General features: G+C 35.9%; 18 protein-coding genes and 2 pseudogenes. 5 read left to right on the forward strand and 15 right to left on the reverse strand.

Going from position 1 to position 14,236, the window contains the following annotated elements; all coding sequences use genetic code 11:
- Positions 1 to 9: 9 nt before the first annotated feature.
- The 8 genes from RHABOEDO_RS05990 to RHABOEDO_RS11480 are packed head-to-tail and all read right to left on the reverse strand — an operon-like array spanning position 10 to position 5,969.
- Positions 10 to 660, reverse strand: coding sequence for a DUF502 domain-containing protein (locus RHABOEDO_RS05990; protein ID WP_215216429.1), 651 nt, complete (start codon positions 658 to 660; stop codon positions 10 to 12).
- Entirely contained in the window at positions 657 to 1,307 is a 651-nt protein-coding gene (locus RHABOEDO_RS05995) for a DUF502 domain-containing protein (RefSeq protein ID WP_215216428.1), read from the reverse strand. Before RHABOEDO_RS05995 ends, RHABOEDO_RS05990 begins: the two co-directional genes overlap by 4 nt.
- Before the next feature lie 24 nt (positions 1,308 to 1,331).
- On the reverse strand, positions 1,332 to 1,922 hold the full coding sequence (locus tag RHABOEDO_RS06000) for a DNA-3-methyladenine glycosylase (protein WP_215216427.1): 591 nt from the start codon (positions 1,920 to 1,922) through the stop codon (positions 1,332 to 1,334).
- Positions 1,919 to 4,072 (reverse strand): ribonuclease R family protein, encoded by a 2,154-nt coding sequence (locus tag RHABOEDO_RS06005; protein WP_215216426.1) that lies wholly within the window; start codon positions 4,070 to 4,072, stop codon positions 1,919 to 1,921. The genes RHABOEDO_RS06000 and RHABOEDO_RS06005 overlap by 4 nt, the downstream gene beginning before the upstream one ends.
- Entirely contained in the window at positions 4,072 to 4,668 is a 597-nt protein-coding gene (locus tag RHABOEDO_RS06010) for an HAD family hydrolase (RefSeq protein WP_220017432.1), read from the reverse strand. Before RHABOEDO_RS06010 ends, RHABOEDO_RS06005 begins: the two co-directional genes overlap by 1 nt.
- 43 nt (positions 4,669 to 4,711) lie before the next feature.
- On the reverse strand, positions 4,712 to 5,578 hold the full coding sequence (gene folD / locus RHABOEDO_RS06015) for a bifunctional methylenetetrahydrofolate dehydrogenase/methenyltetrahydrofolate cyclohydrolase FolD (protein WP_215216424.1): 867 nt from the start codon (positions 5,576 to 5,578) through the stop codon (positions 4,712 to 4,714).
- A gap of 44 nt (positions 5,579 to 5,622) precedes the next feature.
- The gene (locus tag RHABOEDO_RS11120; RefSeq protein WP_215216423.1) at positions 5,623 to 5,811 is read right to left on the reverse strand and encodes an FIG domain-containing protein; all 189 of its coding nucleotides are present in this window, start codon (positions 5,809 to 5,811) and stop codon (positions 5,623 to 5,625) included.
- Positions 5,808 to 5,969: an inositol monophosphatase family protein gene (locus RHABOEDO_RS11480; protein WP_215216422.1), complete on the reverse strand. Its 162-nt coding sequence runs from the start codon at positions 5,967 to 5,969 to the stop codon at positions 5,808 to 5,810. The genes RHABOEDO_RS11120 and RHABOEDO_RS11480 overlap by 4 nt, the downstream gene beginning before the upstream one ends.
- 41 nt (positions 5,970 to 6,010) lie before the next feature.
- On the opposite strand from RHABOEDO_RS11480, the gene RHABOEDO_RS06030 reads away from it, so the two are divergent.
- Positions 6,011 to 7,045 carry an IS630 family transposase gene (locus RHABOEDO_RS06030; RefSeq protein WP_215216421.1) on the forward strand — a complete coding sequence of 345 codons (1,035 nt, stop codon included), beginning with the start codon at positions 6,011 to 6,013 and terminating at the stop codon, positions 7,043 to 7,045.
- On the opposite strand, the gene RHABOEDO_RS06035 is transcribed toward RHABOEDO_RS06030, so the two are convergent.
- The 3 genes from RHABOEDO_RS06035 to RHABOEDO_RS06045 are packed head-to-tail and all read right to left on the reverse strand — an operon-like array spanning position 7,006 to position 8,527.
- Complete coding sequence (locus RHABOEDO_RS06035) at positions 7,006 to 7,284, reverse strand: inositol monophosphatase family protein (protein ID WP_215217761.1); 279 nt, start codon at positions 7,282 to 7,284, stop codon at positions 7,006 to 7,008. The two genes, RHABOEDO_RS06030 and RHABOEDO_RS06035, sit on opposite strands and share 40 nt — an antisense overlap.
- Positions 7,285 to 7,305: 21 nt before the next feature.
- The gene (locus RHABOEDO_RS06040) at positions 7,306 to 7,836 is read right to left on the reverse strand and encodes a hypothetical protein (protein ID WP_215217762.1); all 531 of its coding nucleotides are present in this window, start codon (positions 7,834 to 7,836) and stop codon (positions 7,306 to 7,308) included.
- A gap of 10 nt (positions 7,837 to 7,846) precedes the next feature.
- Entirely contained in the window at positions 7,847 to 8,527 is a 681-nt protein-coding gene (locus RHABOEDO_RS06045; protein WP_215217763.1) for a sugar transferase, read from the reverse strand.
- Positions 8,528 to 8,777: 250 nt separating this feature from the next.
- Here RHABOEDO_RS06045 and RHABOEDO_RS11485 point away from each other — a divergent pair.
- A pseudogene (locus RHABOEDO_RS11485) lies at positions 8,778 to 8,963 on the forward strand (transposase); the annotation flags it as partial.
- A 64-nt stretch (positions 8,964 to 9,027) separates the two neighbouring features.
- Here the strand turns inward: RHABOEDO_RS11485 and RHABOEDO_RS06055 are convergent.
- Positions 9,028 to 9,820, reverse strand: a protein-coding gene (locus RHABOEDO_RS06055; RefSeq protein ID WP_220017853.1) for an IS5 family transposase whose coding sequence is annotated in 2 segments (ribosomal slippage) — positions 9,028 to 9,555 and positions 9,557 to 9,820 — 792 coding nt in all. Because the reading frame shifts where the segments join, the coding sequence is not laid out codon by codon here.
- A gap of 91 nt (positions 9,821 to 9,911) precedes the next feature.
- On the opposite strand from RHABOEDO_RS06055, the pseudogene RHABOEDO_RS06060 reads away from it, so the two are divergent.
- Positions 9,912 to 10,439 (forward strand): annotated as a pseudogene (locus RHABOEDO_RS06060) (IS5 family transposase); the annotation flags it as partial.
- Positions 10,440 to 10,671: 232 nt separating this feature from the next.
- Here the strand turns inward: RHABOEDO_RS06060 and RHABOEDO_RS06065 are convergent.
- Genes RHABOEDO_RS06065 through RHABOEDO_RS06075 form a run of 3 tightly spaced genes read right to left on the reverse strand, consistent with a single transcriptional unit; the run spans position 10,672 to position 12,963 of the window.
- Positions 10,672 to 11,685, reverse strand: a complete 1,014-nt coding sequence (locus tag RHABOEDO_RS06065) for an IS30 family transposase (RefSeq protein WP_215216525.1) — start codon at positions 11,683 to 11,685, stop codon at positions 10,672 to 10,674.
- Positions 11,686 to 11,709: 24 nt separating this feature from the next.
- Positions 11,710 to 12,639: an IS30 family transposase gene (locus RHABOEDO_RS06070; RefSeq protein WP_220017434.1), complete on the reverse strand. Its 930-nt coding sequence runs from the start codon at positions 12,637 to 12,639 to the stop codon at positions 11,710 to 11,712.
- A gap of 24 nt (positions 12,640 to 12,663) precedes the next feature.
- Positions 12,664 to 12,963, reverse strand: coding sequence for a helix-turn-helix domain-containing protein (locus RHABOEDO_RS06075; RefSeq protein WP_220017435.1), 300 nt, complete (start codon positions 12,961 to 12,963; stop codon positions 12,664 to 12,666).
- A 59-nt stretch (positions 12,964 to 13,022) separates the two neighbouring features.
- Here RHABOEDO_RS06075 and RHABOEDO_RS06080 point away from each other — a divergent pair, with 59 nt between their 5' ends.
- Positions 13,023 to 13,301, forward strand: coding sequence for a hypothetical protein (locus RHABOEDO_RS06080; RefSeq protein WP_220017436.1), 279 nt, complete (start codon positions 13,023 to 13,025; stop codon positions 13,299 to 13,301).
- The gene (locus RHABOEDO_RS06085; RefSeq protein ID WP_220017437.1) at positions 13,294 to 13,887 is read left to right on the forward strand and encodes an IS110 family RNA-guided transposase; all 594 of its coding nucleotides are present in this window, start codon (positions 13,294 to 13,296) and stop codon (positions 13,885 to 13,887) included. Before RHABOEDO_RS06080 ends, RHABOEDO_RS06085 begins: the two co-directional genes overlap by 8 nt.
- Positions 13,888 to 14,236 lie beyond the last annotated feature (349 nt).

The raw sequence follows: 14,236 nt of genomic DNA on the forward strand, positions 1-14,236 counted from the left end.
AAATTTTTATCATGTTTCATTTGCAGGGGCTTGTATAGGATGAATAACTCCACAGGAAATTAAAAATTTAAAAGCATCTTCTACTGAAATTTCGACTGGATAGCTTAATACTTTAGGCGTTAAAAGGATAAAACCAGACATGGGATGAGGAGCTGTAGGAACAAATACGGCAATTTCTATAGCAGAGACTTGTTTAGTAAAGATTTCTGGTAGTGTTTCACTAGTTACAAAGCCAAGAGCAAATGTATCTTTATGTGGAAAAGGCACGAGTACTGTTTGCTTGAATGTCTTTTCTTTTCCAGAAAACACGACTTTTGTTAAATCGTGACTGATTTTATAAATCTTTTTTATAAAAGGCAGGCGAGAGAAAAGACGATCGGTAAGATGTAAAAAAGAGCGCAGGAAAAATTCTCTACTGCAAAATCCGAGAATAAAAATCACAACAATCCAGAAAGCTAAGGCAAACATGTGGCTTAACACTTTAATGAGCACATCGTGATTAGCTAAAGAGAAAAAGGGCGTTTGTGGATGATGCATTAAAATATCTTGAATAACACCAATCAGAGGGGTGGTAACTAGTTCTACCAACCAAATCACAATGACACAGGTTAATATAAGAGGTAAAAGAGTAATGAATCCTGTAAAAAAATATTTTTTCATAGAGGAGTACTCGGTTTCACAGGAGGAACAATCACCCCGCAGGAAACAATATATTTAATAGCGTCTTCTGGACGCATATCAACACAGAGAAGTTGTTCTCGAGGATACATTAAAAGAAACCCTGTTGTTGGATTAGGCGTAGTTGGAATCAAGACAGAAACTAGATCATTATTTACAGAATGAGAGCACATTTCAGGAGCATCTCGAGAAACGAGTCCAATTACATAGACCCCTTCTCTTGGAAAGGGGACCATTACAACTTGCTTAAAAGAGTTTTTTTCCTTGGAAAAAAGTGTTTTAATGATATCCTGGGTGGTTTTATATACGGTGTTTACAATAGGAATTCGATGGATGATTTTATCACCTAGTCTAAATAGGGAATTAATGACAAACCAACGAGTAATGGCTCCTAGTAAAACAGTGATAATGAATAATAAGATAAGAATAACTACTTGACTGGTATAGCGGACGAGATGTTCTGGAGACAAAAAAAGAAAATTTCGATTTAACAAGTTCATTTTCGATAAAACAGCAGAAACCACTCCGATAAAGGGCTGTGTCAGGAAATTAATTAAAAATAGTAAAACAGCAATAGTTACAGCAAGAGGGAGTAAGATAACAAGACCTGTAAGAAAATATTTTTTCATCGCTTCTCTTCGTTTTTTATAATTCTAACAATATAGTTTTTCAAGTTTAAAACGCCAAGGTAAAAGCGCATCTTGACCAGCGTAATCAATTCCAATACGAGGACCTTGGTAAATTTGCGTTTGATCTATGGATACATTACTATTTGCAATCCAGATACAAGGAGAGTTAAGAGGTATTGCGTTGTGAGTAAGATCAATTCCCAAAGCCTGGCATACACTACCTGGACCATTGGTTAATTTAGGATGTAAAGAGGTTTTTTTGCGTCTTTTTAGCATGGTTTCAATTCCAACAGTTGGAAAAATTGCCCGGATTAATACAGCATGAGGAACACCTTCGGTATGGGTAACCACATTTAAAAGGTAATGGATTCCGTAACACAGATAAATATAGGTAATTCCTCCGTTTTGGTACATTGCAAGATTGCGCTTGGTTTTGCGATAATTATAGGCGTGACAGGCCCTGTCTTCTGCGCCCTTATACGCCTCTGTTTCTATAATTATACCGCCGGTAATCTGATCGTTCATTTGGGTTAATAAAAGCTTTCCTAATAGATCGCGTGCTATTTGTACTACATCTTCGCGTTGGTAAAAAGAAATAGGAAGTACAAAGCTCATCGATTTCTCTTACATTTTTTGGAGTTTTGCTTTTGTTTAAGCGTCCAGCGGCTTTCTAGAAAAATGAGATCAATGCGTGCTATTTGTACGGATATTTCTTCTCCTAGCCTATGTATATGTCCTGTAAAACGTCCTTTTAAGAGAGAGGATTTCTCATCAAAAATAAAATAGTCGTCTTCAAGCTCAGAGATGTGTAAAAATCCTTCTAGCATTAATTCTATAAGTTCAAAATATAGGCCAAAAGGTTTAATTTTGGTTACTATTGCTGCATGGTATCGAAGAGGATCTCGTAGAAATTCCTTTTCCAATAAACGAAGTTTTTTTAAGGTAACAACGCTATTTTCTGCTCGGAAGCTAATCCTTTCTTGTTCTGAGCAATGCGTGGCTATTTCTTTTAGATCAAGCTCTTTTGGTTCTTCATTAAAGAGCAGTCTTTGAATGATTAAATCGCTGTAGCGTCGAATAGGGCTTGTAAAATGACAATAGTGTTCTAAACAAAGGCCAAAATGGCCCATATTCTCTGTGGAATACTGCGCTAATTTCATGCTGCGAATAAATGCTATAGAAAGTTGAGATAAAAAGGGGCTTTCTTGAGCTTGCTGAAATAATTCTGGTATATCTTTGAAAGTGCTATTACTAGCTACATTTAATCCAAATGTACGCGCTAATTCAAAAAATTCCCTTATGTTTTCTGGGTTAGGTTCTTCATGCACACGGTAAATGAGTTGTTTACCTCTCTTGGTTAGTTCTAAGGCTACAAGCTCATTAGCTTTAAGCATAAATTCTTCAACTAATTGGTGAGTAATATCATATTCAATTTTCTTTACTCCCAAGGGTAAACCATTTTTATCAATAACCAAAGAAACTTCTGGCAGAGAAAAATCAATACTTCCGCGCTCTCGGCGTTGTTTTTTTAGCAATAGGCATAAGTCTACCATTAGCTGTAGAGTAGGAGCGTGGATATTTTTTTTCTTACCGTCTAAAACTTCTTTAGCCTCGAAATAACTAAAGCGTTTTGTGCTTTTGATATAAGAGCGTACGATTTCAAAGAGTAAAACTTTTCCCTCTTGATCCAACTTTATTAATACGGATACAGTCAAACGATTTACATTAGCTTTTAAACTACAGAGTTGATTGGATAACTCTTCTGGCAGCATAGGAACACAAGTCCCTGGGAAGTAGGTAGAATTAGCCCTTAAGAGGGCTTCTTGGTCTAAAAGAGAATTTGGCTTCACATAATGAGCTACATCTGCAATATGGACACCCAAATGAAAATGTCCTTTCTCGCCTTTGGTTAAAGAAAGGGCATCATCAAAGTCTTTTGCAGTATCGGGATCTATGGTAAAGCAAGTAATCCCTGTTAAGTCCATCCTATTTTTAAGATCAGAAGCTCGTACTCTGTTTCCAAAACCTTTTGCTTCTGTAATGACATTTTCAGGGAAATCAGAGCGTAGGTTAAATTCAAGAGTTGTTGCTTTAACATCGCAAGAAGGATCTATGATATTGCCAATAATTTGAGATAATGTACAAACAGTGGGTTTTTCTTTAGATCCCCATTCGTCAACCCGTAGGATAACCCTGTCTCCTATTTTACAAGAAATAGCAGGTGAAGAGCGGATGACAATAGGTTTATTCTTTCCTAATAGAGGTACATGAGCCGCGAGTTCTGTAGCAGAATGGACAGCGCAAATAGTTCCTGCCAATTGACTATGAGCTCTTTTTAAAATAGAAAGGATTTTACCTTCGGGCCCTTTTTCTGAAGAGGAATTTGTGTTGACTGCTACCTTCACAAGATCCCCATCGATAGCGGATTCTGTATAATTTTTAGGAATGAAAATATCTTGAGGCCATTTTACGCGCTCATCGGGAATCACAAATCCAAATCCTTTAGGATGTAGTCTAAGAGTCCCATTTAAGGTTTGTTCCTGACCTTGTTTTTTGGGATACAACTTCTTTCTTCTTAAACAGATCTGATTACCTTTTATTAAATCATCAATGGCTAACTGAAATGTAATGGATGAAGAAGGAGATAGGTGGATTTTTATAAATAATTCTTCTGCGGTTAGGGGTTGATAAGAATGTTTCTGAATACATTCTAGAATGAGATTTGCACATTTTTGAGAGGAAAGACCCTTTTTTCTTTTTACCATTACAGGATTCCTCTTTGTATTAAATGATGGTGGAGTATTTCTGGTTTTAAATAGATCTCTGAATCAATGTTTAAAGAACGTGCTGCTTGTACAAAATCCGGGACATCATCGATATAAAAACACTCTTTATAAGAACAGTTTCCTATTTCCAGAGCTTTTTGGTAGATTTCTTTCTCCGGTTTGCGAGCCCCAACTTCATAAGATAGAACAAATCCATCAAATAGTTGTAGGAAAGCAAAATGCTTTTGAGCAAAGCTAAAGTGAGCATCGCACGTGTTAGATAGAAGAAAAAGTTTTACTCCTCGAGCTTTCATTTTTTCTAAAAAAGCAATTACGGGAAGGTTAGGCTGGAAAATATTGCTTAATGCATGAGTAAAATCGGTAAAAGAGATAGGTTTTCCTCCTAATTCTAGTAAATCGGAATAAAGGGTTTGTGTGGTTATAAAACCTCTTTCATAATCATCAAGGTACTTTTGAAACAAAAAAGAGATTTCTTCTAAGCTCAAATTACAACAAGTAGCAACTTGTTGCTTCATTTTATGATGATCGAAGAATAAAAGCACATTACCTAAATCAAAAAAAACTGTATATTTCATGTGATAAAAGTGTATCCAAGACATATACCAATTAAAGAAATAATCATTTTATCTTTTTTTGGTAGCTTAAGAGAGTATTAGCAAGGAGCATAGAAATTGTCATAGGTCCTACACCTCCTGGAACAGGAGTAATATAAGAACAATTAGGAGCTACTTCATCAAAAGCAACATCTCCTACAATCCGCTTTTCTCCTTGATCATTTATAATGTGGTTAATCCCTACATCAATTACAGCCGCGTGAGGTTTAACCATATTTTTTTTAATGAAAGCTGGTTTGCCAATAGCTGCGATTAAAACATCCGCTTGTTTGCAAATCTCTTCTAATTTCTCAGAAAAACTATGTACTAAAGTAACTGTTGCATTGCAGTGAGGGGCTTTTTGCATTAAAAGCGCTGCTAAAGGCTTTCCAACGATATTGCTTCTTCCTACGATAACAACGTGCTTACCTAATAAAGGAATCTGAGATTGCGTTAATAATACATGAATGCCTTGAGGTGTGCAAGGAATAAACCCATCCCTTTCTCCAAGTAATAGCTTACCCATGTTAAAGGGATTAAACCCATCTACATCTTTTTCAGGATCAATCATTTGCATAATTAGAAAAGGATTTATGTGCTCTGGTAAAGGTAGTTGTACCAAAATGCCATTTACCGCAGAATCTAGGTTTAAACGTTTAATTTCTAAAACGACTTGGGCTTCAGAAACATGAGAGGGGAATTCAACATCAAAAGAGACAATTCCTACTTCTTGACAGCGCTTTTTTTTCATACGGATATAGCTATGAGAAGCAGGATTATCTCCTACGCGTATAAAAGCTAATCCAGGAGGGCGCTTTTGTAGTTTGGCGATAGAGGATTTGATTCTCTCTTGAATCGTTTTTGCAATGGATATGCCATCAATGAGTTTCATGTATACCTTTGTTTAAATGGTCAATCATAATTGGATGTAGATGTTTAAGGGGTTCCTGTTCTTAAGATTTTAGAAAAATGCTCTATACAATGCAGAGGATCCTTATGTACATCATAAGGAAATCCCATTGCTAGAAGGGCTTGATTTATTTGCGATACCGAAGAAATATTTAGAGATTGACCGTTAAGAAAAGCTCCTTGTTGTTTTTGAGCAAAAAATAATTCTTTTGTCATAGTTGATATACAATACCACAGACTATTTCTTTATCAACAGTTACAGCAATACTAATCGAAAAAAGTGGGAGTTCATTTGTAAAATTTACAGTGCTATCTAGAGGATCAATAATCCAAGTAGCTGGACACCATTGCTGTATATAGTGGTTCCGATTCAATCGTATAGAAAAATATTTTGTTTTGTGTTAAGCTATTGAGTATGAAAAAACTGATCCCTAGCCAGAGAGCTGACTTAGAACACAAGTTAAAGCATCCAAAAGACTATTCTGAACGGAATAGGCTTTGTGTAATTTTGGGCTATGATGAGGGTATCTCAACAAAAAATCTTGCTAAAACACTCCGGATAAGCCCTATCACTGTTCAGAAATACCTCAGAGAATATGATTCCGAAAATAAAACTGGAAGTAGCCCTCGAGGCGGTAGCAAATCAAAACTTTCACAAGACCAAAAAGAGTCTCTACTAAAACACCTACAGGAAAAGACCTATCTTAAAGTCAAAGGGATCATAGCTTATGTGCATGAGCAATATGGGATAAAATATTCCCGAAGTGGCATGACAGATTGGCTCATACAGCACGGATTTGTTTATAAACGTCCTAAAAAGATTCCTGGGAAATTAGATCCTGAAAAACAACGAATTTTCATAGAACAATATAGGGCTTTAAAGGAGACCTTAAACCCTGATGAAGAGATCTATTTCATAGATGCTGTGCATCCTGAACATCAGTCCCAAGCCGTATGTGGATGGATCAAAAAAGGCGTTCAAAAGACTTTGCAGACATCCGGGAAACAATTGCGATTGCATTTTGCTGGAGCTCTTTGCCTGACAGGAATGAAGATTTTTACAGAGGAATATAAGACAGTTGATGCCGATGCAATGCTCGATTTTTTCAAGAAGCTAGAAAAACAGACAGAGGCTCGAATTATTCATGTAATTTTGGATAATGCAAGATCAAACAAAAATAAGAAACTAGAAGAGTTTCTGATGTCTTCTAGGATTAAAGTGCACTATCTCCCTCCTTATTCGCCGAATTTGAATCCTATTGAACGCTTGTGGAAGATCTTAAAGGAAAAGAAGGTATACAATCGATATTACGAAACGTCGGTGACTTTTTTTCAGGCAATTAGAGGATTCTTCTTAGAAGAGATACCGAAAATAACAGATATTTTGAAATGTAGGATAAACGACAAGTTTCAAGTCGTTGACTTAAATCCCATTAAGCTAGCCGTTTGAATCGGCACTAGTATATAAGAGCCGCTTTCTTCTGCAATAATTGAAAGGGTGGGATAGCGGCTTTTAATGGCTGTAATAAGGAGATCCTCAGATGCTCTATCATACTCTGTTACTAGATTTTGTTTGCCAGGTTTTGAACCGATCATAAATTGAGAATCAAATCCTTTTTTTAAAATATCGCCAGCTAAAAGAGCTACTTCAGTAGCAAAAGAGACCCATTCTTTAATGATTTTAGTCATAAAACCTCTAGCGGTTTGCATTTAGTCTTTATAAAGAGAATTACGACCAATCATAGCTTTCCAATTCATTTTTCTTGAATAGATAAACAATATAACAGGGAGATATATCCATAAAAAGACAGCAAGCGCATCACAAATAGGCAGCAATATAAAATCGATGAAAATTAACTTCCAAGATAAATGACATTCTAGATGAGTTGCGCAGTAAAAAATCCATTGAAATATAGTCATAGACGCGCTAATTAATCCTGTTAACAAACAAATCGAGTGTAGTTTTTCTTCAAAAAAGTGTTTTTTTTGCCTGTGCAATAAAAAAGTTGTTAAGCAAGTATTTAGTGCATAGAAACCAAAACGCAAATCAGAGTTTATCAAATCTAATAACAAACCGCATCCTAAAGTAATCCAAAGAGAAGAGACCAAGGAAGTACGTAAATAAAGAAGAGCAAAAAAAGCAGTAAAGGGAATTAAATGTATCTGAGGATAAACCGCTGTGCTAAATAGCGTGCATAACAAAGTAACTAAAAATACATATAGAAGAGAAGCAGAGGCCATGAAGGGATTATTAAAATGCTCCTTTAGAGGCGATCATTTCAGGAATGGTTTTTGCGATTAATTGCATATCAAGTAGGAAAGAGTACGTTTGAACATAGCTTAAATCTAATGCAATTCTCTTCTCAAAACTCAAAGCGCTTCTCCCTGAGGTTTGCCATATACCTGTAAGTCCTGGTTTAACAGAGAATAGAACATCAATATTGCTTCCGATTAGCTCTTTAATTCTCTTTTCTTCCCGAGGTAAATAGGGTCTTGGTCCAACGATGCTTAAATCTCCCTTTAACACATTCCAAAACTGAGGAAGTTCATCAAGCGAGGTTTTGCGGATCAATCTACCTATATATGTTAGTCTTGGATCATTTTTTAGCTTAAAAAACTTTTGCCATTCCCTGTTCAATTTAGGCTGCTGTTTGAGCAAATGCTGTAAACGAGAATCTGCATCGCAATACATGGAACGAAACTTCCAAAATTTAAATAACCGACCTTTGTGCCCTAGCCTTAAGCTGCAGTAAAAAACAGGCCCTTTTGAAGAGAGTTTAATCAAAAATGCAATTACTATAAAAAGCAAAAGCCCCAAAAGTAAAGCTATTGAGCTAAACAGAATGTCAAAGATGCGTTTTCTCCTTTTAAAAGGGACAATCTCTAAAGAGGCTGCTAAAGTAGGATCTGACGAGATTCGATCTAAAGTCATTATTTACTCTTAATGAATCAACATTGATTTACATTATTAAATACATAAGAAATTATTGTCAAATTTAAGCCAACTTAACAATAGATCTCTTGCATAACTTGTAGATATTTTTCTTCCCATTTTTTAAACAAATCAAGAGTAGATTACGTATTGATAGAGTCGGAAGAAAGAGTTGTAACTTCTAAGAGCCTGTTTAAAATCTTCTCATTAAGGTATAATGATAGTTTTCATAAAACCTTTGGAGGTAGTTATGACCCGCTCTTATCCAAGCGATATTTCTCGTAAACAATTTAGCAAAATCCATCTAAGACTTGAGTCTACACGCAAAAAAACACGTTCACGAAGAGTTGATCTATAGGATATTTTTTGTGGAATTTTGTACATTTTAAAAAGTGGTTGCCAGTGGCATATGTTACCCATAGAATATCCTAAATGGGAATGATGTGATTATTATTTCCCTCTTTGGAATAAAAAAGATGATAAAAATTCTAAGAGCCTGTTTAAAATCTTTTCAAAAGTAGAGCAATAAAAGCAAGAACCACCATATTCAGGCTTGTATATAGTTTTCTTTCGCAATTTTTCCATAGCCTGCGACATTTTTCTATCCACGCAAAAGAACGCTCTACAACCCATCTTTTGGAAATAACTGTAAAAGTATGAAGTGTATTTCTTTTGGCTATTTCTACTATACATCCTAATATCTCCTGCACACTCTTTGCAAATTTTTCTCCAGAATATCCTCCATCTGCTAAAACATTTTTTACACCGAATAAATGGTTTTTATGTAGTGAAAATGCTTCTATACACCCATTTCTGTCAGTGATATTAGCGGTGGTAATGTGAATCGCATGAGGAAGCCCTTGGCTATCGACTGCTATATGTCTTTTTATTCCTGATATTTTTTTCCCTGCATCATATCCTTTCTTCTCCGCTGTATCAGTATTTTTAACACTTTGCGCATCAATAATTACAAAGCTTGTTTTCTCTTTCCGACCACTGCTTTTTCTGGCCTCGCCAACCAATTTTTTTTAAAACTATTTCAAGAATACTCTTAGAATTTTTATCCTCTTTTTTATTCCAAAGATGGAAATAATAATAACACAATTCCCATTTAGGATATTCTATGGGTAACATACGCCACTGGCAACCACTTTTTAAAATGTACAAAATTCCACAAAAAATATCATATAGATCAACTCTTCGTGGACGTGTTTTTTTGCGTGTAGACTCAAGTATTAGATGGATTTTGCTAAATTGTTTACGAGAGATATCGCTTGGATAAGAGCGGGTCATAATTACCTCCAAAGGTTTTATGAAAACTATCATTATACCTTAATGAGAAGATTTTAAACAGGCTCTAAGAGTATTCTTGAAATAGTTTTAAAAAAAATTAGTTGGCGAGGTCAGAAAAAGCAGTGGTCGGAAAGAGAAAACAAGCTTTGTAATTATTGATGCTCAAAGTGTTAAAAATACTGATGCAGCGGAGAAGATAAGGATATGATGTAGGGGGAAAAATATCAGGAATAAAAAGACATCTAGCGTCGATACCCAAGGGATTCCTCATGCGATTCACATTACCACCGCTAATATCACTGACAGAAATGGGTGTATAGAAGCATTTTCACTACATAAAAACCATTTGTTCGGTGTAAAAAATGTTTTAGCAGATGGAGGATATTCTGGAGAAAAATTTGCAAAGAGTGTGCAGGAGATATTAGGATGTATAGTAGAAATAGCCAAAAGAAATACACTTCATACTTTTACAGTTATTCCCAAAAGATGGGTTGTAGAGCGTTCTTTTGCGTGGATAGAAAAATGTCGCAGGCTATGGAAAAATTGCGAAAGAAAACTACATACAAGCCTGAATATGGTGGTTCTTGCTTTTATTGCTCTACTTTTGAAAAGATTTTAAACAGGCTCTTAGAAGGAGGAGATCCTTATAGAGATAAGATCTTCTTTGGTATTGTCGAATATGGTTCAACAGTTGGTGAACCTAATTGGGAATATTGTTCTTAATACTTCTCGACTTAATCAAGTAAATGTTATAGAGTTTACGCTCATCTTATATCAAAGATAGCCTTTTTAGACGGCCCTTTCAACCTTGAAGTGCACAAAAAAGAACATATAAATACTTGAAAAAACATCTATTGTGCACCCGAGCATAGCATGTTTGTAGATAATCTCGTAAACACTTCTAGTGGAGTTTCGAAGTTGAGAGCCTTTCTAGGTCTGTTATTTAGTAAAGTTTCCACCCTTTCTATATCCTTGGAAGTCGTATCTAAAAAGCTTTGTGTTTTAGGAAAATATTGCCTAACTAGTCCGTTTGTATGCTCATTTAAGCCTCTTTCCCAAGAATGGTAGGGCGTTGCAAAGTAGAAGTCTGTCTCTAGCTCGAAACTAACCATTTGGTGATAGGCAAATTCTTTTCCGTTGTCTGCTGTTAATGTGTGTACAAAATCTTTGATAGGTTTAAGTTGTTCAATTAACGCTTGACTTACTTCCTCTGCAGTTTTATGAGAAACTTTGGCGAGCTTAGTTAGCTTGGAAGTTCTTTCTACCATTGATACAATTACGCCTTTATGTCCTGCCCCTATGACTGTATCTAGTTCCCAGTCTCCTAAACGAGTCTTTTTTTCTACAATACAAGGCCGTTGCTTAATATCTATACGACCAGGCATGTTCCCTCTTCCAGAAGCTCCCTTTCTCTGCTTGTTATATTTTTTCCCTCGATGACGGAGCTCTCTATAAAGCTGTCCTCCCTGTCGTTTATCTTTCCAGATATGATTATAGATGGTCTCATGACTAACATGTTCTTTACCATGTCTTTTAAGCCATCCGGATATTTGTATAGGGCTCCATTGCAACTTGATTTTTTCTTCAATACGGGTAACTATTTGAGGAGTCATTTTTTTATTGGGCTGAGAATTTTTTCTAAGAAATGCTTTTTCTTGAGCTTGCTGATGACGGTATCCTCGTTGCCCTTTATTTCTCTTAAGTTCCCTACTAATAGTGCTATGATGAACTTTTAGAATGTTTGCTATTGAGCTAGATGTATCTCCTCTAGCTTTTAAAATATAAATCTGACATCTTTGGTCATAGGTTAGGTGATGGTAGCCTTTAGGCAAGGTCTCTCCTTGTGTTTGATTGTTAAAAATCACAATAGAGATTCTTTCATCGCCTGCCTATTCTTTTTTTAATTCTTCTGTGCACTTCAAACTTGAAAAGACTGTATCTAAAAAGCTTTGTGTTTTAGGAAAATATTGCCTAACTAGTCCGTTTGTATGCTCATTTAAGCCTCTTTCCCAAGAATGGTAGGGCGTTGCAAAGTAGAAGTCTGTCTCTAGCTCGAAACTAACCATTTGGTGATAGGCAAATTCTTTTCCGTTGTCTGCTGTTAATGTGTGTACAAAATCTTTGATAGGTTTAAGTTGTTCAATTAACGCTTGACTTACTTCCTCTGCAGTTTTATGAGAAACTTTGGCGAGCTTAGTTAGCTTGGAAGTTCTTTCTACCATTGATACAATTACGCCTTTATGTCCTGCCCCTATGACTGTATCTAGTTCCCAGTCTCCTAAACGAGTCTTTTTTTCTACAATACAAGGCCGTTGCTTAATATCTATACGACCAGGCATGTTCCCTCTTCCAGAAGCTCCCTTTCTCTGCTTGTTATATTTTTTCCCTCGATGACGGAGCTCTCTATAAAGCTGTCCTCCCTGTCGTTTATCTTTCCAGATATGATTATAGATGGTCTCATGACTAACATGTTCTTTACCATGTCTTTTAAGCCATCCGGATATTTGTATAGGGCTCCATTGCAACTTGATTTTTTCTTCAATACGGGTAACTATTTGAGGAGTCATTTTTTTATTGGGCTGAGAATTTTTTCTAAGAAATGCTTTTTCTTGAGCTTGCTGATGACGGTATCCTCGTTGCCCTTTATTTCTCTTAAGTTCCCTACTAATAGTGCTATGATGAACTTTTAGAATGTTTGCTATTGAGCTAGATGTATCTCCTCTAGCTTTTAAAATATAAATCTGACATCTTTGGTCATAGGTTAGGTGATGGTAGCCTTTAGGCAAGGTCTCTCCTTGTGTTTGATTGTTAAAAATCACAATAGAGATTCTTTCATCGCCTGCCTATTCTTTTTTTAATTCTTCTGTGCACTTCAAACTTGAAAAGACTATTTTTTTATTGGGCTGAGAATTTTTTCTAAGAAATGCTTTTTCTTGAGCTTGCTGATGACGGTATCCTCGTTGCCCTTTATTTCTCTTAAGTTCCCTACTAATAGTGCTATGATGAACTTTTAGAATGTTTGCTATTGAGCTAGATGTATCTCCTCTAGCTTTTAAAATATAAATCTGACATCTTTGGTCATAGGTTAGGTGATGGTAGCCTTTAGGCAAGGTCTCTCCTTGTGTTTGATTGTTAAAAATCACAATAGAGATTCTTTCATCGCCTGCCTATTCTTTTTTTAATTCTTCTGTGCACTTCAAACTTGAAAAGACTTTTATCTCATTACCTAGTCACAGGATTTAGAAAAAGAGCTATAGATCCCCTATGTATGGATGCAAGGAAGCTGAGTACGATTCTTGCTTTGAAAATAAATAAGACAGACAAAAATGATGCACGAGGAATCGCAGAAGCTCTTCGATCAGGTATGTATACACGAGTACACTGTAAGCCCCAAGATTCAGTAGAAAAAAGCATTTTGTTAGTTTCCAGAAGAGCGCTAATTAAACAGCAAACGCAGAAATACTGTAAGGGGCTTGCTTAAAAGTTACGGAATACGATTGGGATCTGTGGGATCCAAAAGATTTTCGTCTGTGGTTGTAAAGCAGATAGAAAAACAGGAAAAAAGTATTGTTCTGAGCATAACCTCTCTATTAAATACCTTTGATAAGGTAGTTGAGGAAGTAGAAAAACTGGATAAAGAAATGCTTAAGCTGGTCAGTCAAGATAAAGAAGTACAACGGCTTATGACAATCCCTGGCGTAGGACCTGTAACAGCATTAACCTATAAAACAGAAATTTTTGATCCCACTCGTTTTAACGATTCTAAATCAGTAGGAGCCTATCTTGGTATGACGCCTAAACAGTATGCCTCCGGAGAGGTGCAAAGACAGGGAAGAATTTCAAAATGTGGATCCAGTGAACTTAGATCTCTATTAGTTGAAGCCGGAATAGTAATGCTGACACGAAGTAAGAAATGGAGCAAGCTAAAAGCTTGGGGATTAAAAATCATGAGAAAAAAAGGAATGAAGAAAGCCGCCTTAGCAGTAGGTAGAAAGTTATCCGTAATTATGCATAAGATACTGATTGAACAAAAAGAATTTATTTACGGTGAGCCAAAGGCAGCTTAAAAACGCATTTTTTTAGAAATAAAAACATTAGGAAAAGTGACTAAAATTTTTTGCAGGAGAAAACCGAAGAAATAGGTAAAGACGACAAATGAGTTGGCTCTTAGAAGCCGTAATATACATTGTCTTGCCCATTTCATTTCGGATAGCATAATGGAGCGAAGAATCTAAAATAGTTTTCTTCAAAAAGACTCCGCAGAGAACCCTGGACTTATCTCCCGCATTAAACTTTGCTGTCCTAAGATCTTAAAAAACGCCTTTTATTTTGCAATCAAAATATCGGCTCGGAGAGCTTATGAAGAATTAAGAGAATTTATATTCCCCTTGTGTGCAATTAGAGAACGCCATCAGC

Source organism: Candidatus Rhabdochlamydia oedothoracis, from assembly GCF_019453995.1.
GTDB classification, from domain to species: domain Bacteria; phylum Chlamydiota; class Chlamydiia; order Chlamydiales; family Rhabdochlamydiaceae; genus Rhabdochlamydia; species Rhabdochlamydia oedothoracis.

What these genes read in the sequence shown, in the direction of transcription:
- RHABOEDO_RS06045 (WP_215217763.1), bottom strand. Translation starts at nt 8,527, where the DNA reads ATGACTTTAGATCGAATCTCGTCAGATCCTACTTTAGCAGCCTCTTTA.
- RHABOEDO_RS06010 (WP_220017432.1), bottom strand. Translation starts at nt 4,668, where the DNA reads ATGAAATATACAGTTTTTTTTGATTTAGGTAATGTGCTTTTATTCTTC.
- folD (WP_215216424.1), bottom strand. Translation starts at nt 5,578, where the DNA reads ATGAAACTCATTGATGGCATATCCATTGCAAAAACGATTCAAGAGAGA.
- RHABOEDO_RS05990 (WP_215216429.1), bottom strand. Translation starts at nt 660, where the DNA reads ATGAAAAAATATTTTTTTACAGGATTCATTACTCTTTTACCTCTTATA.
- RHABOEDO_RS06000 (WP_215216427.1), bottom strand. Translation starts at nt 1,922, where the DNA reads ATGAGCTTTGTACTTCCTATTTCTTTTTACCAACGCGAAGATGTAGTA.
- RHABOEDO_RS06030 (WP_215216421.1), top strand. Translation starts at nt 6,011, where the DNA reads ATGAAAAAACTGATCCCTAGCCAGAGAGCTGACTTAGAACACAAGTTA.
- RHABOEDO_RS11120 (WP_215216423.1), bottom strand. Translation starts at nt 5,811, where the DNA reads ATGACAAAAGAATTATTTTTTGCTCAAAAACAACAAGGAGCTTTTCTT.
- RHABOEDO_RS06040 (WP_215217762.1), bottom strand. Translation starts at nt 7,836, where the DNA reads ATGGCCTCTGCTTCTCTTCTATATGTATTTTTAGTTACTTTGTTATGC.
- RHABOEDO_RS06005 (WP_215216426.1), bottom strand. Translation starts at nt 4,072, where the DNA reads ATGGTAAAAAGAAAAAAGGGTCTTTCCTCTCAAAAATGTGCAAATCTC.
- RHABOEDO_RS05995 (WP_215216428.1), bottom strand. Translation starts at nt 1,307, where the DNA reads ATGAAAAAATATTTTCTTACAGGTCTTGTTATCTTACTCCCTCTTGCT.
- RHABOEDO_RS06035 (WP_215217761.1), bottom strand. Translation starts at nt 7,284, where the DNA reads ATGACTAAAATCATTAAAGAATGGGTCTCTTTTGCTACTGAAGTAGCT.